This window comes from Galbitalea sp. SE-J8 (assembly GCF_030345695.1).
Lineage (GTDB): Bacteria > Actinomycetota > Actinomycetes > Actinomycetales > Microbacteriaceae > JAUASV01.
In genome coordinates this window covers 1-20158 of record NZ_JAUASV010000002.1, presented here as the reverse complement: position 1 = coordinate 20158, position 20158 = coordinate 1, and the positions used below count along the sequence as shown (strand labels likewise).

General features: G+C 71.3%; 16 protein-coding genes. 6 read left to right on the top strand and 10 right to left on the bottom strand.

All coding sequences use genetic code 11. The features are described 5' to 3' along the window. Positions 1-2 precede the first annotated feature (2 nt). Positions 3-2477, bottom strand: coding sequence for an Rne/Rng family ribonuclease (locus QT381_RS01570; protein WP_502877407.1), 2475 nt, complete (start codon positions 2475-2477; stop codon positions 3-5). Between the two features lie 400 nt (positions 2478-2877). Here QT381_RS01570 and QT381_RS01565 point away from each other — a divergent pair, with 400 nt between their 5' ends. After that, positions 2878-3486: a vitamin K epoxide reductase family protein gene (locus QT381_RS01565; RefSeq protein ID WP_289246894.1), complete on the top strand. Its 609-nt coding sequence runs from the start codon at positions 2878-2880 to the stop codon at positions 3484-3486. A gap of 139 nt (positions 3487-3625) precedes the next feature. Then, complete coding sequence (locus QT381_RS01560) at positions 3626-4516, top strand: DsbA family protein (protein WP_289246891.1); 891 nt, start codon at positions 3626-3628, stop codon at positions 4514-4516. A gap of 380 nt (positions 4517-4896) precedes the next feature. On the opposite strand, the gene QT381_RS01555 is transcribed toward QT381_RS01560, so the two are convergent. From QT381_RS01555 to ileS, 5 genes are all read right to left on the bottom strand, one after another. Beyond that, complete coding sequence (locus QT381_RS01555; protein ID WP_289246890.1) at positions 4897-5196, bottom strand: GIY-YIG nuclease family protein; 300 nt, start codon at positions 5194-5196, stop codon at positions 4897-4899. Positions 5197-5543: 347 nt separating this feature from the next. Beyond that, positions 5544-5957 carry a nucleoside-diphosphate kinase gene (ndk, locus tag QT381_RS01550; RefSeq protein ID WP_289246889.1) on the bottom strand — a complete coding sequence of 138 codons (414 nt, stop codon included), beginning with the start codon at positions 5955-5957 and terminating at the stop codon, positions 5544-5546. An 8-nt stretch (positions 5958-5965) separates the two neighbouring features. Continuing rightward, entirely contained in the window at positions 5966-6349 is a 384-nt protein-coding gene (locus QT381_RS01545; protein WP_289246888.1) for a DUF4233 domain-containing protein, read from the bottom strand. Then, the gene (locus tag QT381_RS01540; protein WP_289246886.1) at positions 6346-7875 is read right to left on the bottom strand and encodes a bifunctional folylpolyglutamate synthase/dihydrofolate synthase; all 1530 of its coding nucleotides are present in this window, start codon (positions 7873-7875) and stop codon (positions 6346-6348) included. The genes QT381_RS01545 and QT381_RS01540 overlap by 4 nt, the downstream gene beginning before the upstream one ends. Continuing rightward, on the bottom strand, positions 7868-11296 hold the full coding sequence (gene ileS, locus QT381_RS01535; RefSeq protein WP_289246885.1) for an isoleucine--tRNA ligase: 3429 nt from the start codon (positions 11294-11296) through the stop codon (positions 7868-7870). Before ileS ends, QT381_RS01540 begins: the two co-directional genes overlap by 8 nt. A gap of 436 nt (positions 11297-11732) precedes the next feature. On the opposite strand from ileS, the gene valS reads away from it, so the two are divergent. From valS to QT381_RS01520, 3 genes are read left to right on the top strand one after another with little or no spacing between them, the layout of a single operon-like run. Further along, a complete protein-coding gene (gene valS / locus QT381_RS01530; protein WP_289246883.1) occupies positions 11733-14306 on the top strand; it encodes a valine--tRNA ligase in 2574 nt (857 codons plus the stop codon). Further along, on the top strand, positions 14303-14776 hold the full coding sequence (locus QT381_RS01525; RefSeq protein WP_289246882.1) for a GNAT family N-acetyltransferase: 474 nt from the start codon (positions 14303-14305) through the stop codon (positions 14774-14776). The genes valS and QT381_RS01525 overlap by 4 nt, the downstream gene beginning before the upstream one ends. Further along, complete coding sequence (locus tag QT381_RS01520) at positions 14776-15042, top strand: hypothetical protein (RefSeq protein ID WP_289246881.1); 267 nt, start codon at positions 14776-14778, stop codon at positions 15040-15042. The genes QT381_RS01525 and QT381_RS01520 overlap by 1 nt, the downstream gene beginning before the upstream one ends. A 64-nt stretch (positions 15043-15106) precedes the next feature. Here the strand turns inward: QT381_RS01520 and QT381_RS01515 are convergent, their stop codons facing one another. The 4 genes from QT381_RS01515 to QT381_RS01500 are packed head-to-tail and all read right to left on the bottom strand — an operon-like array spanning position 15107 to position 17464. Beyond that, a complete protein-coding gene (locus QT381_RS01515) occupies positions 15107-15352 on the bottom strand; it encodes a hypothetical protein (RefSeq protein ID WP_289246880.1) in 246 nt (81 codons plus the stop codon). 32 nt (positions 15353-15384) lie between these two features. Beyond that, the gene (locus QT381_RS01510; protein ID WP_289246878.1) at positions 15385-16662 is read right to left on the bottom strand and encodes an MFS transporter; all 1278 of its coding nucleotides are present in this window, start codon (positions 16660-16662) and stop codon (positions 15385-15387) included. After that, on the bottom strand, positions 16659-16847 hold the full coding sequence (locus tag QT381_RS01505) for a hypothetical protein (RefSeq protein WP_289246877.1): 189 nt from the start codon (positions 16845-16847) through the stop codon (positions 16659-16661). Before QT381_RS01505 ends, QT381_RS01510 begins: the two co-directional genes overlap by 4 nt. Beyond that, the gene (locus tag QT381_RS01500) at positions 16844-17464 is read right to left on the bottom strand and encodes a helix-turn-helix domain-containing protein (protein ID WP_289246875.1); all 621 of its coding nucleotides are present in this window, start codon (positions 17462-17464) and stop codon (positions 16844-16846) included. The genes QT381_RS01505 and QT381_RS01500 overlap by 4 nt, the downstream gene beginning before the upstream one ends. Before the next feature lie 85 nt (positions 17465-17549). On the opposite strand from QT381_RS01500, the gene QT381_RS01495 reads away from it, so the two are divergent. Continuing rightward, a complete protein-coding gene (locus tag QT381_RS01495) occupies positions 17550-19580 on the top strand; it encodes a M3 family metallopeptidase (protein ID WP_289246873.1) in 2031 nt (676 codons plus the stop codon). The last annotated feature ends 578 nt before the right edge of the window (positions 19581-20158 follow it).

The window sequence follows — 20158 nt, the reverse complement described above, 5'->3', positions numbered from 1 at the left end:
GATCAGTCCTCGGTGGGCTTCGCGCTCACGACCGCGCCGGCGCTGCCGGCACGACGCCGGCCGCGACCCTGACCGGGCGCCTTGGGCTCGGGCAGGGCGTTGAGCACGGAGCCGAGCAGGTCCTCGGCCTCCTTCGGCGCGACGCTCGTGCGGCGCTTGCGCGGCGTGGCGGACACCGGGAGCTCGATGACACCCCGCAGCTCGGCGGCAGCGGGCTCGGCGGCAGGGGCCCGGTCGGCCGCGGGAGCCGCATCCGTCACCGTCACGGTCTCCTCGACGACGGCGACCGCCGCGGTCTGCTCGGGCGCGGCAGCCTCGGTCGCCGGTTGCGGCACCGTGCTCGCCGCGATCTTCGAGAGCGCGTTGCGCACGTCATCCGTGATCGCGTGGGTGCCGCCGTTCGCCGGCGCCTTCGGAGCGGATGCCGCCGGCTGTCCGCCGCCGTTGCCCGAGCCCTTGCCGCGCGAACGGCGGCCCTGGCCGGGCTCCGCCTGCACCGCGCGGTGCTTCATGACGGGCTCGTGGTGCACGATGATGCCGCGACCGGCGCACACCTCGCACGGCTCGCTGAACGTCTCGAGCAGGCCGAGGCCGAGCTTCTTGCGGGTCATCTGCACGAGGCCGAGGCTCGTCACCTCCGCCACCTGGTGCTTGGTGCGGTCGCGCGAGAGGCACTCCATGAGCCGCCGCAGCACGAGGTCGCGGTTCGACTCGAGCACCATGTCGATGAAGTCGACGACGATGATGCCGCCGATGTCGCGCAGGCGCAGCTGACGCACGATCTCCTCGGCCGCCTCGAGGTTGTTCTTCGTGACGGTCTCCTCGAGGTTGCCGCCCGAGCCGACGAACTTGCCCGTGTTGACGTCGACGACCGTCATGGCCTCGGTGCGGTCGATCACGAGGGATCCGCCCGAGGGCAGCCAGACCTTGCGGTCGAGCGCCTTCTCGAGCTGCTCGCTGATGCGGTACTGCTCGAACGGATCGCGGTCGCCCGCGTGCGCCTCGACGCGCTCGAGGAGGTCGGGGGCGACGGCGCCGAGGTAGCGCTCGATGGCGCCCCGGGCATCCGCTCCGTCGACGACGAGCTTGTGGAAGTCCTCGTTGAACACGTCGCGGATGATCTTCACGAGCAGGTCGGGCTCGGAGTGCAGCAGCTGCGGCGCCTGCGCCGACTCGACGAGCCGGGAGATCTCCTCCCACTGGTTCGCGAGGCGCTGCACGTCGAGCGTGAGCTGCTCCTCGGTGGCGCCCTCCGCGGCCGTGCGCACGATGACGCCGGTGTTCGCGGGGAGCACCTCCTTGAGGATCTTCTTCAGTCGCGCGCGCTCGGTGTCGGGCAGCTTGCGGCTGATGCCGTTCATCGAGCCGTTCGGCACGTAGACGAGGTAGCGGCCGGGCAGGCTCACCTGGCTCGTGAGACGGGCGCCCTTGTGGCCGACCGGGTCCTTCGTGACCTGCACGAGCACCTTGTCGCCCGGCTTGAGCGCGAGCTCGATGCGGCGCGGCTGGTTGTTGGTCTCGACGGCATCCCAGTCGACCTCGCCGGAGTACAGCACGGCGTTGCGGCCGCGGCCGATGTCCACGAACGCGGCCTCCATGCTCGGCAGCACGTTCTGCACGCGGCCGAGGTAGACGTTGCCGATGAGCGACATGTCCTGGTTCTTCGCCACGTAGTGCTCGACGAGCACGCCGTCCTCGAGCACGCCGATCTGGATGCGGTCGTACTTCGAGCGCACCACCATGACGCGGTCGACGGCCTCGCGCCGGGCCAGGAACTCGCTCTCGGTGATGACCGTGCGCCGGCGGCCGGCGTCGCGGCCGTCGCGACGGCGCTGCTTCTTCGCCTCGAGCCGGGTGGAGCCCTTGATGCGCTGCGGCTCGGTGATGAGCGGCGCCTGCTTGGGCTCGCGCACCCGGACGACCGTGTTCGGGTCGTCGTCGCCCTCACGCTGCGCATCGCCCGAGCGGCGGCGGTTGCGGCGGCGCACCGACCCGGCGGGGGCGTCGGCGTCGTCCGTCGCCGGCTGCTGGCCGCCGGCCTGCGGTCCACCGGCCTGCGGTCCGCGCGCGGGCGCCGCAGCGGGCGTCGGCAGCGCGGGTGGCGCGTGGAAGATGAGCGTCGTCGAGGCGCGTCCCGCGGCGGGCGGCTCGAAGGTCGGCCGCTGTTCCGCGGCCGGCTCCTCCTCATCCGTAGCGGGCGTGTCGGGCAGCTGCGCAGCCTGATCGGCGTTCACGTGCTTGGCCGCCGCCTTCGCGGCGGGCTTGCGCGTGCGCTTCGCCGGGGCCTTCGCGGCCGGGGTCTCAGCGACCGGCGCCTCGTTCTCGGCGGTGACCGGCTCCCCGGCGACCGGCGTCTCCGCGGTGTCCGGCGTCTCCGCGACCGGCGCCTCGGCGACCGGGGCCGCGACTGCTTCGACGGCCGGGGCAGCCGCATCCGTCGTCGGGGTCTCGGCGGGCGCGCCCGTCGAGGCCGCCACGGGCGCGGACGCCCTGCGGGATCCGAAGAGGCGGCGACGCCTCGGGGCCGGGTTGGCACTATTCGTGTTGTCTTCCACCATTGCTGGTGCACTCCTCACCCGGGCGGAGTCGGAAACTCCGAGCCGGGGTACTCTCCTGCCGCCCGCCTCGGCGGTGCGGCTAATCCTTCAGTGGTCGCGCTGGTTGCGACGCTTCCTGGCGTCGCGGTGATGCGCGTCGCGATCGACTGTCACCCGGTCGCTGTGCGGAGCTGACTATCCGCCATGCCCGGCGCGAGCCGAACAATCTGCCCGGTTGTGCCCGGAAAATCCTGTTGAGGTGGTCGACGCTCGGTCGACTGCACCCCAGTATCGCACGCCTCCCAGAGGTCGGGGAGGAAGCGGATGCCATAATCCTCACGTGTCCGACGCTCCCGCTCGCCGTGTCCCCTGGATCCTCTCCGTCTGGCTCATCGTCGCGGGCGTGATCGGCGTCTGGGCGGCGTTCGAGCTGACCCTCGATCGCATCGCGTCCGTCGAGCATCCGCACGCCGCGCTGTCGTGCGATTTCAGCCTGCTCGTGCAGTGCACGGCGAACCTCGACTCGTGGCAGGGCTCGGTGTTCGGGTTCCCGAACCCGATCATCGGGCTCGTCGCCTGGCCCGCGACGATCGTCGTCGGTGCCGGGCTGCTCGCGCGCGCGCGTTTCGCCCGCTGGTACTGGGCGCTGTTCAACCTCGGGGTGCTCGGGGCCTTCGTGTTCATCATCTTCCTGAGCACGCAGAGCATCTGGGCGCAGAACCTGCACACGCTGTGCCCGTGGTGCATGCTCACCTGGTCGGTGACGATCCCGACGTTCTGGGCCGTGACCTTCCGCAACCTCCGCGAGGGGGTGTTCGGCCGCGCCCGGGCGCTGACGGCGATCGGTCGGTTCGGCAGCACCTGGATCGTCGTCATCGTCATCCTCAGCTACCTCGCGATCGCGGTCGAAGCGCAGCTGAGCCTCGACGTGCTGCGCTACGTGTTCTGATCCGCGGCAACGCGCTCTGATCCGCGGCTGCGCGTTCTGATCCGCGGCTGCGCGTTCTGATCCGCGGCCCAGCGCGACCCCAGCCCGCTACCGCTAGCGTTCTACCGGCAGAGCCGACCCTCACAACCGAAAGGCGACGATGTCCGACACCTCGAAGAGAGCCCGGCGCGACCACGCGCGCGAGGTCGCCCGCGAGCTGCGCGAGAAGGAGCGCAAGCGCAAGCGGCGCAATCGCCTGTTCATCCAGGGCGGAGTCGTGGTCGGCATCCTCGCGATCGTCGCGGTCGTCGTGATCGTGATCGTGAGCGTCAACGCCCCCGCGGGGCCGGGACCCAAGAACATGGCGAACGGCGGCATCGAGTTCACCGCCAACGCGGATGGAACAGGCGTCTCCGCGGTGACCGGCCCGGGCACGGCGGCGGGCGCGACGAACTCGCCCGTCGACTACAGCAACACCACCGACGGCGTCGTGCAGGTCGACACCTACATCGACTGGGCCTGCCCCGCCTGCCAGCAGTTCGAGCAGCAGTTCTCCGCCGATCTCGCATCCGCCGTCGCGGCCGGGCAGATCACGCTCACGGTGCACCCGGTGGCGATCCTCGACCGCAGCTACGGCACGCGCTACGCGAGCCGGGCGGCGAACGTCGCGGCGTGCGTCGCGAACTACGACCCGCAGAAGTTCCTCGACGTGCAGTCGCAGTTCTACGAGAACCAACCCCAGGAGGGCAGCGACGGTCTCGACACCGCGGCGATCCTCGGGCTCGTCAAGGCGGGCGGGGTCGACGATCCCGACGTGACGTCGTGCATCCACGGCGAGTCGTTCAAGGACTGGATCCGATCGACGACGGATGAGGTCACCGGCAACCAGGCACTGTGGAGCGTGACGCAGAACGGCACGGGCTTCGTCACCCCGACGATCCTGGTGAACGGGCAGCTGTTGCAGAACCAGACCACGGTGATGGACGCGATCGCGTCGGCCGCCGCCGCGGAGACCGGCACCCCGGCCCCCACCGACACCCCGACCCCGTAGCCCTCGGCCCGCCCCTCCGCCGGTCGAGGAGCGCCCGCCCCTCCGTTGGTCGAGGAGCGCCCGAGCGCAGCGAGGTCGCGTCTCGAGACCACTCGCTTGCAGCAGCGAGCGCCACCCCTCCGCTGGTCGAGGAGCGCCCGAGCGCAGCGAGGTCGCGTCTCGAGACCACTCCCTCGCATCAACGAGCCGTGGTGGTCTCGAGACGCGAGCGACGCTCCGCGCCGCGCGCTCCTCGACCAACGGGTGGGTGGTCTCGAGACGCGAGCGACGCTCCGCGCCGCGCGCTCCTCGACCAACGGGTGGGTGGTCTCGAGACGCGAGCGACGCTCCGCGCCGCGCGCTCCTCGACCAGCGGAGGGCGGAGAGGGTGGCGCCTCGCGCTAGAGGTCCAGGCTCGACCGACGACGGGCTCGGGACGACAGTGGCGGCAGATCGCCCATCCGTCCGTCGATGAGCGCCTCGCGCTTCGCCCTGGACCACCCTTGCACGCGTTTCTCGAGCGCGAATGCCTCGTCGATGCGCTCGAACTCCTGTGCGAAGACGAGTTCCACGGGCAGTCGTCGCTTGGTGTACTCGGCACCCTCGCCGCACTGGTGCTGCGCGACGCGCGATTCGAGGGACCGTGTGCTCCCCACGTAGTAACTGCCGTCTCGACAACGCAGGATGTAGACCCAGGCCATCGACGAATCCTGCGTCACGCGCTCGCGGTGCGGCCGACCTTCAGACCATCTGTGCACACCGCCGGCTCTCCACACGTCGCCCGCCGGTCGAGGAACGCCCGCTCAACCGCTGGTCGAGGAGCGCCCGAGCGCAGCGAGGTCGCGTCTCGAGACCACTCGCTAGCAGCAGCGACTCGTGGTGGTCTCGAGACGCGAGCGACTCCGTCGCGCGCTCCTCGACCAACGGGAGGGCGGTCTCGAGACGCGAGCGACTCCGTCGCGCGCTCTTCGATCAGCGGGAGGGCAGTCTCAAGACGCGAGCGACTCCGTCGCGCGCTCCTCGACCAGCGGGGCGTGGATGCCGCGGGTCAGAACCAGAGGGCGAGCTCGCGCGCGGCGCTCTCCGGCGAATCCGAGCCGTGCACGAGGTTCTGCTGCACCTTGAGACCCCAGTCGCGGCCCAGGTCGCCGCGGATCGTGCCGGGCGCGGCCGTCGTCGGGTCCGTCGTGCCCGAGAGCGAACGGAAGCCCTCGATCACGCGATTGCCCGCGACGCGCGCGGCGACGATCGGGCCGGAGAGCATGAACTCGACGAGCGGCTCGAAGAAGGGCTTGCCGGCGTGCTCCGCGTAGTGCTCCTCGAGCAGCGCGCGCTCGGGCTGCACGAGCTTGAGGTCGACGAGCTCGTAGCCCTTCGACTCGATCCGGGCGAGGATCTCGCCGGTGAGGTTGCGGGCCACCCCGTCGGGCTTGATGAGGACGAGGGTCTCTTCCACGCTCATGGCGTTCTTCACTCCTTGTGGTCGGTGGCTGCGAGTGCAGCCCTCTCATTGTCGATGGTCCGGCCGCGCCAGAAGCACCACGCGTACATCGCCGTGAACCCGGCGCCGATGACGTACATGAGGGGAACGAGCACTCCGGTCGCGATGAGCACGGCCTGCAGCAGCCAGCCGGACCAGACGCCCGCGCTCCATCGCACCACGGCCGCGCCGGCGAGCAGCACGACGATGAGCGCTCCCCCGCCGCCGAACGCGACAGGCGCCGGCAGCGCCTTGAGACCGAACACCACGAGCGTCACGAAGAACACCAGGATCGCCTCGAGCCCGAGCACGATCGACAGCAGCGACTCCGTGGTCGAACGGATGCGGCGCACCCGCGCCGCACGCGGGCTCACGTCGCGCTCCCCACGGCCCAGCCGTCGGCGGCGGCCAGGTCGAGCACGGCGCCGATGAGCGTGATCGAGCCGGTGACGAGCACGCCCCGGCCCTCGCCCTCCGCGGCCCACGAGCGTGCCGCGGCCACGGCATCCGCGAGCGCCGGGACACTCACCGTGTCGACGCCGGTCGCGGTCGCGACCCGCGCGAGGTCCGCTGCGGGCAGCGCCCGCTCATCCGTCGACTGGGTCACGATGAAACGCGACGCGATTCCCGCGAGAGCGGTGAGGATGCCGGCGGCGTCCTTGTCGGCGAGCACGCCGACGACGATCGCGAGCTCACTGAACCCGAACGCGGTGCTGATCGCGCTCGCGAGAGCGGCGGCGCCGTGCGGGTTGTGGGCCGCGTCGACGATGACCGTCGGCTCGGTGCCGACGATCTGCAGGCGACCGGGGCTCGTCGCGCCGCCGAGACCCTCGGCGAGCAGGTCGCCGACGAGCGGCTGCGTTCCGTCGCCGAGGAACGACTCGACGGCGGCGATCGCGAGCGCCGCGTTGTGCGCCTGGTGCTCGCCGAACAGCGGCAGGAACAGGTCGCGATAGGTCTCGGCGAGCCCGCGCACGCTGATCAGCTGCCCGCCGACCGCGATCGCCGACGACTCGACGGCGAATCCCTCGCCCTCGATCGCGATCGGCGCCTCGTTGTGCTCGGCGGCCGCGCGCAGCACGGCCTCGGCCTCCGGCCGCTGCACCGCGCTCACGACGCGCGCCGCGGGTTTGATGATGCCCGACTTCGTGCGCGCGATCGCCTCGATCGTCGAGCCGAGGCGCTGGGTGTGGTCGAGGTCGATCGGCGCGAACACCGCGACCTGGCCGTCGGCGACGTTCGTGGAGTCCCATTCGCCGCCCAGGCCGACCTCGATGACGGCGACGTCGACCGGCGCGTCGGCGAAGGCCGCGAACGCGAGCACCGTGAGCGCCTCGAAGTAGGTGAGCCGCGGTTCCCCGGCCGCCTGCAGGTCGACGTCGACGAGCCGCACGTAGGGCTCGATGTCGTCCCAGGTCGCCGCGAGCGAGCGGTTCGAGATCGGCCGGCCGTCGATGACGATGCGCTCGTTGACGCGACGCAGGTGCGGGCTGGTCATGAGGCCGGTGCGCAGGCCGTACGCGCGCAGGATCGACTCGATGATGCGGCTCGTCGACGTCTTGCCGTTCGTGCCGGTGACGTGGATGATCGGGTACGCCCGGTGCGGATCGCCGAGCAGTTCGACCGCTCGACGCGTCGGCTCGAGCCGCGGCTGGGGCTGCCCCTCGCCGAGGCGTTCGAGCAGCTGGCCGAACACGGCATCCGCCAGCGGCTGGAACTCCGCGTCGTCCTCGTCCAGCTCGTCGGGCACCGCGCCCGCGAACGGGCTCAGGTCGCCGACGCCCTCCGCGCCGAGATCGCGCGGCTCGTCCTCGCGGTCCGGGTCGATGCCGTACAGCTCGTCGTTCTCGTCGAACCCGTTCCCGTCGAACCCGTTCCCGTCGAAGCGATCGTCAGACATCGGTCCCGCCCGTCTTCCACACGTCGATCACGAGCACGCCCGCGTTCGCGTAGGCGCCCGCCGCGAGGGTAGCCCGCTGCGAGCCGGTCGCGCTGCCCGTGGCGGCGTCGAGCGCCGGATCGTCGGTCGCATCGATGTCGAGCTCGACCGCGAGCGTATCCGCGGCGATGGTCTCGCCGAACGCCGCGAGCGCCGCGACATCCGAATCCGACGAGCCGCGGATGACGAGACGGATGCGGTCGCTCACCTCGAGCCCGGCCGCCTTGCGGGTGTCCTGCACGGCACGGATGACGTCGCGCGCGAGCCCCTCGGCCTCGAGCTCCGGCGTGGTCTCGGTGTCGAGCACGACGAAGCCGGCGCCGCTCAGGAATGCGATCGCGGCGGCATCCGCGTCGGAGTGCAGCTCGAGCTCGTACTCGCCCGGCTCGAGGGCGACACCGCCCGCCGTCACGGTCTCGCCGTCGACCGTCCAGTCGCCCGACTTCGACGCCTGGATGACCTGCTGCACCTGCCGGCCGATGCGCGGCCCGAGCGCTCGCGCGTTGACGGTGAGCTTGCGGGTGATGCCGAACTCCTCGGCCGACGAGTCGACGAGTTCGACGAACGACACCCGCTTGACGTTGAGCTCGTCGCGCAGGATGCCCGCGAACTCCGCGAGTGCCTCGGGCGACTCCGTGACGACCGTGAGCTGCGCGAGCGGCAGGCGCACGCGCAGCTTGCGCGCCTTGCGCAGCGCGAGGCCCGACGACGCGATCTCGCGGATGCGGTCCATCGTCGCGACGAGGGCGTGGTCCTCGGGGAAGGCGGCGGCATCCGGCCAGTCGGTCAGGTGCACGCTGCGGCCGCCGGTGAGCCCCTGCCAGATCTCCTCGGCGACGAGCGGTGCGAGCGGGGCCGCGACGCGCGTGACCGTCTCGAGCACGGTGTACAGCGTGTCGAAGGCTGCCGAGTCGGTGCCCTCCCAGAACCGATTGCGGCTGCGCCGCACGTACCAGTTGGTGAGCACGTCGGCGAAGTCGCGCAGGGCCTGGGCCGCGAGCGGCGAGTCGAGCGCGTCGAGGTGCTGCTGCACGGCGAACACGAGCTCCCGGGTCTTCGCGAGCAGGTAGCGGTCGAGCACGTTCGTCGAGTCGGTGCGCCACTGCGCGGTGTAGCCGGCGTCGTGGTCTCGAGACGCGAGCGACTGCGTCGCGCGCTCCTCGACCACCGGGGCCACCACCGGACCAGACCCGAGCGACTGCGTCGCGCGCTCCTGGACCACCGGGGCCACCACCGGCGCCACCACCGGACCAGACGCGGCATTCGCATACAGCGTGAAGAAGTAGTAGGTCGACCACAGCGGCAGCAGGAACTGCCGGACGCCCTCGCGGATGCCCTCCTCAGTGACGACGAGGTTGCCGCCCCGGATGACGGACGACGACATGAGGAACCAGCGCATCGCATCCGCGCCGTCCCGGTCGAAGACCTCCGAGACGTCCGGGTAGTTGCGCAAGCTCTTCGACATCTTCTGCCCGTCGGAGCCGAGCACGATGCCGTGGCTGATCACGTTCGCGAACGCCGGCCGGTCGAAGAGCGCCGTCGCGAGCACGTGCATGACGTAGAACCAGCCGCGCGTCTGCCCGATGTACTCGACGATGAAGTCGGCCGGGTTGTGCGTCTGGAACCAGTCGGCGTTCTCGAACGGATAGTGCACCTGCGCGTAGGGCATCGACCCGGAGTCGAACCAGACGTCGAAGACGTCGCTGATGCGCCGCATCGTGGATCGCCCGGTCGGGTCGTCGGGGTTCGGGCGGGTCAGCTCGTCGATGTACGGCCGGTGCAGGTTCGGCTCACCGTTCTCGTCGAGCGGCAGGCGCCCGAAATCGGCCTCGAGCTCGGCGAACGAGCCGTAGACGTCGATGCGCGGGTATGCCGGGTCGTCGCTCTTCCACACCGGGATCGGCGAGCCGAAGTAGCGGTTGCGACTGATCGACCAGTCGCGCGCGTTGTCGACCCACTTGCCGAACTGGCCGTGCTTGACGTTCTCGGGCACCCAGGTGATCTGCTCGTTGAGCTGCGCCATCCGGTCCTTGAACTCGGTCACCCTGACGAACCAGCTCGAGACCGCCTTGTAGATGAGCGGCTTGCGGCAGCGCCAGCAGTGCGGATAGCTGTGCTCGTAGCTCGCGACGCGCAGCAGACGGCCCTCGGCGCGCAGCATCTGCGTGAGCGGCTTGTTCGCGTCGCTCCAGAGCTGGCCGGCGACATCCGGGACAGCGCTCGTGAACCGGCCCTTCGCGTCGAGCGAGAGCACGGTCGGGATGCCGGCCGCGGCGCAGACGATCTGGTCGTCCTCGCCGTAGGCGGGCGCCTGGTGCACGATGCCCGTGCCCTCGCCGGTCGCGACGTAGTCGGCGACGAGGATCCGCCAGGCGTTCTCGTTGCCGTACTGCGGGTCGACGTAGTAGTCCCACAGCCGGTCGTAGTGGATGCCGCCGAGCTCGGCGCCCGTGACCTCGCGCGTGACCGCGGCGAGCGCCCCCGCGGCGTCGGCGTACCCGAGGTCTTTGGCGTACGCGGCGAGCGTGTCGGCGGCGAGCAGGTACTCGGCGACGCCGTCGGCTGCGCCGTCGCCCGCGCCGAGCGGCCCCGACGGCACGACGACGTAGCGGATGCCGGGGCCGACCGCGAGGGCGGCGTTCGTGGGCAGGGTCCACGGCGTCGTCGTCCAGGCGAGCGCGCGCACGGCGGTGAGGCCGAGCGCCTCGGCCTTCTCCCCCACGAGCGGGAACGTCACCGTGACGGACTGGTCCTGACGCGGCTGGTAGACGTCGTCGTCCATCCGCAGCTCGTGGTTGGAGAGCGGGGTCTCGTCGTTCCAGCAGTACGGCAGCACGCGGAAGCCCTCGTAGGCGAGGCCCCGGTCCCACAGCGTCTTGAACGCCCAGATGACGCTCTCCATGAATGTCGGGTCGAGCGTCTTGTAGTCGTTCTCGAAGTCGACCCAGCGTGCCTGGCGGGTGACGTAGTCCTGCCACTCCTGGGTGTACTCGAGCACCGACTCGCGGGCCTTCGCGTTGAAGGCGGCGATGCCCATCTGCTCGATCTCGTCGGTCGTCGTGATGCCGAGCTGGCGCATCGCCTCGAGCTCCGCGGGCAGTCCGTGGGTGTCCCAGCCGAAGCGGCGGTGCACCTGCTTGCCGCGCATGGTCTGGTATCGCGGGAACAGGTCCTTCGCGTACCCCGTGAGCAGGTGCCCGTAGTGCGGCAGCCCGTTGGCGAACGGCGGGCCGTCGTAGAACACCCACTCGGGGCATCCGTCGCGCTGATCGACGGATGCCTGGAAGGTGCCGTCGCCCTTCCAGAAGGCGAGGATGCCCTGCTCGATGTCCGGGAACCGCGGGCTCGGCAGAACCTCACGACCGTTCAGGGGGTACGCCATCTTCTCCGTCTCCATCAGTGCGCTGTCTGCTGCACGAGGACGACGGATGCCGCGGTACCACCTCGCTTGCCGCATCCGCCGGTTCGGGACGGGCGCTCGCGCTCCCCTCGACCAGCGAGCACGACCGCTCGTTGCCGGCGATGACGGGCCGCCCCGGCGGGTTCTACTGGGCGCTCGCACGCTGTTCTTCCCGCGACTCCCCGGTGATGGCCGGATCGATGTCTGTGCGACGAGTGTACGCGCTCGGGCGCCGACGATGCCCGCATCCCGGGCACCACGAGCGCTGAGGGGGCGCAGATCGCTGGAATGGGGCGCCCCAGAACGACGGATTGCGCCCCCTCAGCGAGGGCGCGCGACGTAGCATGGATGCCACATCCCACACTCAGGCACCTTTCCACTGACTCGGTGCCGCACATAGCGAACCGGAGACCGCCGCATGTCCACGACCACGCCCGCGAACCTGCCCGAGCGTCCCGCCCTCGAAGGGCTCGAGTCGAAGTGGGGCGAGGCCTGGGAGGCCCGCGGCAGCTACCGGTTCGACCGCGAGAACGCCACCCGGGCGAGCGTGTTCAGCGTCGACACGCCTCCGCCCACGGCATCCGGCTCGCTGCACATCGGCCACGTGTTCAGCTACACCCACATGGACCTCGTCGCGCGCTACCAGCGGATGCGGGGCAAGAACCTGTTCTTCCCGATGGGCTGGGATGACAACGGCCTGCCGACCGAGCGTCGCGTGCAGAACTACTACGGCGTGCGCTGCGACCCGTCGCTGCCGTACGACCCCGACTTCACGCCGCCGTTCGAGGGCGGCGACAACAAGAGCTCGAAAGCCGCCGACCAGCTGCCGATCTCGCGCCGCAACTTCATCGAGCTGTGCGAGCGCCTGACCGTCGAGGACGAGAAGCAGTTCGAAGACGTCTGGCGCAAGCTCGGCCTCTCCGTCGACTGGTCGCAGACCTACCGCACGATCGGCGACCACGCTCAGGCGACGGCGCAGCGCGCGTTCCTGCGCAATCTCGCCCGCGGCGAGGCGTACCAGGCGGATGCGCCCACGCTGTGGGACATCACGTTCCGCACCGCGGTGGCCCAGGCCGAGCTCGAGGACAAGGAGGTGCCCGGCGCGTACCACGGCGTCGCCTTCCACCGTCCCGATGGCACGGATGTCGTGATCCAGACCACGCGCCCCGAGCTGCTGCCGGCGTGCGTCGCCCTCGTCGCCCACCCGGACGACGAGCGCTACCAGCACCTGTTCGGCACCACCGTGCGCACGCCGCTCTTCGACGTCGAGGTGCCGGTCGTGGCGCACCGGCTCGCGCAGATCGACAAGGGCTCCGGCATCGCCATGATCTGCACGTTCGGCGACGTCACCGACGTGATCTGGTGGCGCGAGCTCGACCTGCCGAACCGCACCATCATCGGCGCCGACGGCCGGATCGTGGCCGACGCCCCCGACGCGCTCGTGACCGACGAGGCGAAGTCCCGCTACGCCGAGCTCGCCGGCAAGACGGTGTTCAGCGCGAAGGCGCGCATCGTCGAGCTGCTGCGCGAGTCGGGCGAGCTCGTCGGCGACATCCGTCCGATCCAGCACCCCGTGAAGTTCTTCGAGAAGGGCGACAAGCCGCTCGAGATCATCTCGACGCGCCAGTGGTACGTCGTCAACGGCGCGCGCGACCCCGAGCTGCGCGACCGGCTGCTGCAGCGCGGGCAGGAGATCGCGTTCCACCCCGACTTCATGCGCGTGCGCTACGAGAACTGGGTGAACGGTCTCTCCGGCGACTGGCTCATCTCGCGCCAGCGCTTCTTCGGCGTGCCGATCCCGGTCTGGTACGAGCTCGATGAGAACGGCGAACGCGGCGCGGTCATCGTGCCGCCCGAGTCGGCGCTGCCGATCGACCCGTCGTCCGACGTGCCGGACGGCTACTCGGAGGCCGACCGCGGCATCCGCTTCGTCGGCGAGGTCGACATCATGGACACCTGGGCGACGTCGTCGCTCACACCGCAGATCGCGGGCGGCTGGGAGACCGACCCCGAGCTGTTCGACCTCGTGTTCCCCTACTCGCTGCGCAGCCAGGGCCAGGACATCATCCGCACCTGGCTGTTCACGACCGCGCTGCGCGCCGAGCTCGAGCACGGCACCGTGCCGTGGGAGAACGCCGGCGTCTCGGGCTTCATCGTCGACCCCGACCGCAAGAAGATGTCGAAGTCGAAGGGCAACGTCGTCACGCCGTCCGCGATGCTCGACGAGCACGGCTCGGATGCGGTGCGCTACTGGGCCGCGTCGAGCCGCCTCGGCACGGATGCGGCCTTCGACCCGCAGAACCCGAAGCAGATGAAGATCGGCCGCCGCCTGGCGATCAAGGTGCTCAACGCCGCGAAGTTCGTGCTGTCGTTCCCTGAGCCCGTCGACGGGTCGTTCCCCGAGCCTGTCGGCGGGCGCGTGTCCGAGCCGCTCGACCTCGACATGCTCGCGGAGCTGAACCGCGTCGTCGAGCAGGCGACCGCGGCGTTCGAGGCGTTCGACCACGCACGTGCGCTCGAGGTGACCGAGCAGTTCTTCTGGACGTTCTGCGACGACTACCTCGAGCTCGTCAAGGAGCGCGCGTACGGGGCGGGCGCGGGTCAGGCATCCGCGGTGCTCGCGCTGCGCGAGGCGCTCGACGTGCTCGTGCGCCTGCTCGCGCCGTTCCTGCCGTTCGCGACCGAGGAGGTGTGGAGCTGGACGCACGAGGGCAGCGTGCACACCGCCGAGTGGCCGGTCGTGCACCCGGACCGGGTTCCGCGCGGCCTGCTGCCGCTCGTGAGCGAGGCGCTCATCGGCATCCGCCGGGCGAAGACGGATGCCAAGGCGAGCCAGAGGACGCCCGTCACCTCGGCGACGATCGCCGGCCCCGCCCTGCTCGAGGAGGGCATCGCCGACCTCGCCGCCGTCGGACGCGTCGCCGACCCGACCTTCGTGGTCGCCGACGACGTGTCGGTGTCGGAGATCGTGCTCGAGGAGCAGCCGGCGTGACCGAGGAGCGCGACCGGGCCGCCGCATCCGTCGTCGTTCGCCCGCTGCGCGAGCACGACGCCGCCGCCTGGCGACGGCTGTTCGCCGAGTACGGCGCGTTCTACGGCAGCGACTTCTCCGACGAGGTGCTCGACCGGGTCTGGGCGATCGTCGTCGACCCGGCCGGTGCCGTGAACGCGTTCGTCGGCGAGTTCGACGGCGAGGTCGTCGGATTCGCGCACTACCGCTCGCATCCGGACACGTTCTCCGGCGAGCTCGACTGGTTCCTCGACGACCTGTACACCGCCGAGGCGGCGCGCGGCCACGGCGTCGCGACGGCGCTCATCGAGCGGCTGACGGCGAAGGCGCGCGCGACCGCGCCGCACGGGTCGCTGCGCTGGATCACCGCCGCCGACAACGCGCGCGCCCAGCGGGTCTACGACACCGTCGCGACCCGCACGACCTGGGTCACCTACGAGGTGAGGCTCTGATGCAGCTCGGCACTCGCTGGTCGCCCGGCGCGACTCCCCCGCCGCGCCTGCCCGCCGCGGTCGTCGAGACGATCGCGTCGATCGAGGCCGATCTCGCACCGGATGTCCGCGCGACCTGGCGCTGGACGCTCACCTGGCTCGAGGGCAGGCCCGTGGTCGAGGCCGACCCTTCGACAGGCTCAGCACGGGCCGGGATTCGGGTGCTCTACGACCCCGCGTCCGACACCGCGGTCGTGCTCGGCCCGGACGACGTCGAGGACGCCTGAGCGTCGGAGAACTCGTCGTTCGGGCGCAGACGCCGGCCTGCCGCGCTGAGCGCGGTGCGGCCGCTCAGCGCCGCGGCTGGAGCATGAGCACCGCGCGCTCGCGCTCCTCGAGCGCCGCGCGGCGCACCTCGTCGTGTTCCCATCGCTCGCGCATCGCCTCACGATCGACCGGGCGCTCGGAGCGCCTCGACCAGGCGACGAGCGCCAGACCGAGGTCGCGCGCGAGGCGATCGACGCCGTGCGGCGCGCGGGCGCTGCGGATGCGGTGGCTGCCGATCGGATGCGCGCTCACGATGATTGCGGCGTTCATGGTGTCCTCCTCGACCTCTCGTGGTCGCCACGCTAGGCGTTGCCACCGACATTCCCGGGACCGGCGCCCTCGGGACCGGCGCCCTCGGGACCGGCGCCCTCGGCACTGGGCACCGAGAGCAGCAGCCGCGCGCTCAGCAGCGCGACGACCGCGGTGAGCGCGCCGCCGATCACGAACGGCAGGCGCAGGTCGATGCGGGCGACGGCACCGCCGATGAGCGTCGCGACCGGGATGACGCCCCACGTGAACGTGCGGATCACGCCGATCATGCGGCCGAGCAGGTGACCTGGCGTGAGCTGCTGGCGCAGCGCGCCCCACGGCACGTTCCAGACGGCGACGCCGAACGCACCGAGCGCGTACGCCGGGATGGCGACCCAGACCACGGGCACGGCGCCGACGATCGCGAGCCCGATGCCGCTGAGCACGGTGCTCGCGAGCATGACGCGGCCGCGACCGAATCGCGCGACGAGCCGGCTCGACACGATCGCGCCGACGACGGCGCCCGCGGTCACCGCCGCGAGCACCAGGCCGAACGCCGCCTCCGGCACGCGCAGGGTCTCGATCGTGAAGAGCACCATCGCGGCCTGGGCGAACGAGCTGAGCCCCGCGATCGCCGACGTGAACAGCACGATGGAGCGCAGCGTGCGGTGCGTCCAGAGGTAGCGCACGGCCTCGCCGACATCGCCGCGCACGGTTCTCGGTCCGGCGAGTGCCGCATCCGTCGCCCTCGCCGCGCGTCCCGCGACCGCCGGCAGCGCGAGCGCGAGCACACCGCCGACCAGGTATCCCGCGGAGGTGCCGGCGAGGGGCAGCGCTGCCGCGACCGCGAACAGCGCGCCCGCGATCGGCGTGGCGACGAACGACTGCACGATCTGGTCGGAGGTCTGCATCCGTCCGTTGGCGAGATCAAGGCTCGAGCGCGGCACCAGGCTCGGCACCATCGCCTGCACGGAGTTGTCGTAGAACGTCTCGCCGACGCCGATGACGACCGCCGCCGCGAACAGGATCGCGATCGACAGCGTGCCGGTCGCCGCGGTGACGGCGACGACCGCGGCCGCCACGAGACGGATGCCGTTGGCCACCGCCATGGTGCGCCGGCGGTCGACGCGGTCGACGACGACGCCGGAGAGCACGCCGAATCCGAGCCAGGGCAGGAACGAGAGGGCGCCGAGCGCCCCGATGAGGAACGGATCGCGCGTGAGCGTGGTCGCGATGAGCGGAACGGCGGTCTTGCCGAGCCCGTCCGCGAGGTTGCTCACGATGGACGCCGCCCAGAGGCGGCCGAAGCCGCCCCGGAGCGAGTGCATCATCGGTGCAGGGTGCGCATCAGGTCCGCGCGCTCGCGGACCTCCCGCGCGCGCTCGGCCTCGACGAGTGCCGCGTGTGCGGCGCGGTCCAGCGGTGCGGCGCGGTGCTCGGCCCAGCGCACGAGCGCCGAGCCGACGGTGAGCGCGATCCGGTCGAGGGTGCCGATGGACGGCGATACGACGGTCATGACTTCTCCTCGGGGTCAGGGGTGACGTCCCCGTCCATCACGGGGATCGCATTGATCTGGAACTGCACGGGCCGCGAGCCGGGCAGGTCCTGGCCGCGCCACCGCGCGACGAACCCGTCCATGACGGCCTCGAGCGCCTCGGTCGCCTCCGTGAGCTGTTCCGCCGTGAGGCGGAGGTTCACGAGCGACAGGCCGCCGGCGTCGAGCCAGCCGCCGTCGAGCTCGCGGTCGGCGCGATCGATGTAGGCGCGCAGGTGGCGCTCACGGCTCGAGATCATCTCGCGCGAGACGAGCTTGGTGGCCTCGCGCCCCGCCGGACTCTTCCGGGTCTCGGCGTCGCCGAACTGGAACGATCCCGGCGAGCGTTCCCACCAGCGCTCCCGCGCGGTGCCGCGGCCCTCGACCTCGCGAACGAAGCCGTGCCGCGCGAGCTGACGCAGGTGGTAGCTCGTCGCTCCGCTCGACTCGCCCAGGCGCTCGGCCAGGCCGCTCGCGGTCGCCGGACCGTAGGTCGAGAGCGCGTCGACGATCTGCACGCGCAGCGGGTGCGCGAGGGCCTTGAGCCCCTCCAGGTCGACGATGCGACGCTCAGGCACGTCGGCGGGTTCCGTGGTCATGGATGCAAAGGTACCTTTGCATCCGCATCTTTGCAAGCATATCTTTGCAACCAATTCTTTGCATGTCGCGGGTAGGCTCGATCGCATGACGAATCCGTTCCTCGAACCGAGCTCGCTGCCCTACCAGCTGCCCCCCTTCGCCGACATCGCGGATGCCGACTACGAGCCCGCCTTCGAGGCCGGCATCGCCGAGCAGCTCGCCGAGATCGCCGCGATCACCGCGCAGGGCGAGGCGCCGACCCTGGAGAACACGCTCATCCCGCTCGAGCGCTCCGGACGCGTGCTCGACCGCGTCGCGACCGTCTTCTTCAACCGCAGCAGCGCCGACTCGAGCCCGTTCACCGACGAGCTCGAGGAGCGCATCGCGCCGCGACTCGCCGCGCACGCCGACGCGATCAAGCTCGATCCGGCGCTCTACGCGCGCATCGCCGCCGTGCACGACGCGATCGACGCCGCCGAGCTCGACGCCGAGTCGCGCTACCTCGTCGGGCGCTACTTCACCGAGTTCACGATCGCCGGCGCGGCGCTCTCCGAGGCCGACAAGCAGACCCTGCGCGACCTCAACCAGCGCCTGTCGACCCTCACCACGCGCTTCGAGAAGAACCTGCTCGCCGACACCAACGACCTCGCTGTGCACGTCACCGACGCCGCGGAGCTCGACGGCCTCGGCGCCTCCGAGCTCGCGAGCGCCGCGGAAGCCGCCCGCGACCGCGGGCTCGACGGCTGGCTCGTCACCCTCGTGCTGCCCACCGGTCACCCGTGGCTCGGCGCGATCGCGAATCGCGACACGCGCGAGCGGATCATGACCGCCTCACGCGCCCGCGGCATCCGCGGCGGCGACTACGACAACCGCGAGGTCGTGCTCGAGATCGTGCGGCTGCGTGCCGAGCGCGCCCGCCTGCTCGGCTACGAGAGCCACGCCGCCTGGGTCACCGCGGACGAGACCGCCGGCACCCCCGAGCGCGTCGCCACCATGCTCGAGCCGCTCGCGACGATCGCGGCGCGCAACGCGCGCGCCGAGAAGGCCGACCTCGAGAAGCTCGCCGGGCATCCGATCGAGGCGCACGATTGGGCGTACTACACCGAGAAGGTGCGCAAGGCGACCTACGACGTCGACACGAGCGAGATGCGGCCCTACTTCGAGGCGGAGCGCGTGCGCCGCGACGGGGTGTTCTTCGCGGCATCCGCTCTCTACGGCGTGACGTTCACGGAGCGCGATGACCTTGTCGCCTACCACCCCGACGCGCGCGTGTTCGAGGTGACGGATGCGGACGGCTCGCCCGTCGGCCTCTACGTGCTCGACCTGTACACCCGCGACTCCAAGCGGGGCGGCGCGTGGATGAACCCGCTCGTGTCGCAGAGCGCGCTGCTCGGCATCCCGACCGCGGTCGTCGTCAACAACCTCAACGTGCCGAAGCCGCCGGCCGGCGAGCCGACGCTGCTCACCTACGACGAGGTCGAGACGTTCTTCCACGAGTTCGGGCACGCGCTGCACGGCCTGTTCGCGCGCGTGACGTATCCGAAGTTCGCGGGCACCGACGTGTTCCGGGACTTCGTGGAGTTCCCGAGCCAGGTGAACGAGATGTGGATGCTGTGGCCGGAGGTGCTCGCGAACTACGCCCGGCACCACCTCACCGGCGAGCCGATGCCCGCCGAGCTCGTCGACAAGCTGCAGGCGTCGAGCGCGTTCAACGAGGGCTTCGGCACGAGCGAGTACCTCGCCGCGGCGCTGCTCGACCAGGCCTGGCACCGGCTCTCCCCGGAGGACGCCGCGTCGGTGTCATCCGTCGAGGAGTTCGCGGCCGCAGCGCTCGGCCGGGTCGGTCTCGACGATCCGGCCGTGCCGTCGCGCTACGAGTCGACGTATTTCGCGCACACCTTCTCGGGGGGCTACGACGCCGGGTACTACTCCTACATCTGGAGCGAGGTGCTCGACGCGGACACGGTCGAGTGGTTCCGCGAAAACGGCGGGCTCACGCGCGAGAACGGTTCGCGGTTCCGCGAGCGGCTGCTCGGAGTCGGCGGGTCGAAGGATCCGCTCGAGGCGTTCCGCGACTTCCGCGGCCGCGATGCCGCGATCGAGCCCCTCCTCGAGCGCCGCGGCCTGACGGAGTAGCTCTTCGAGCGCCGCCCTGCCCCCGCTGGTCGAGGAGCGCCCGCACCGCTGGTCGAGGAGCGCCCGCACCGCTGGTCGAGGAGCGCCCGCCCCCGCTGGTCGAGGAGCGCCCGAGCGCAGCGAGGCCGCGTCTCGAGACCACCACGGCTCCGCAACCCGCGCCGGCCTGGCCTCGAGACGTCAGTTCGCTGCGCTCACGGACTCCTCGACCAACGGACGCGACGCAGCACTTCGCGTCCGCCCCGCCGCCCCCGCTGGTCGAGGAGCGCCGCCTCCGCTGGTCGAGGAGCGCCCGCACCGCTGGTCGAGGAGCGCCCGCCTCCGCTGGTCGAGGAGCGCCGCCTCCGCTGATCGAGGAGCGCCCGCACCGCTGGTCGAGGAGCGCCCGCCTCCGCTGGTCGAGGAGCGCCCGAGCGCAGCGAGGCCGCGTCTCGAGACCACCACGGCCCCGCCGCCGCACAGGCCTGGTCTCGAGACGTCGGTTCGCTGCGCTCACGGACTCCTCGACCAGCGGACGCGACGCAGCACTTCGCGTCCGCCCCGCCGCCACCGCAGGTCGAGGAGCGCCCGCCCCCACC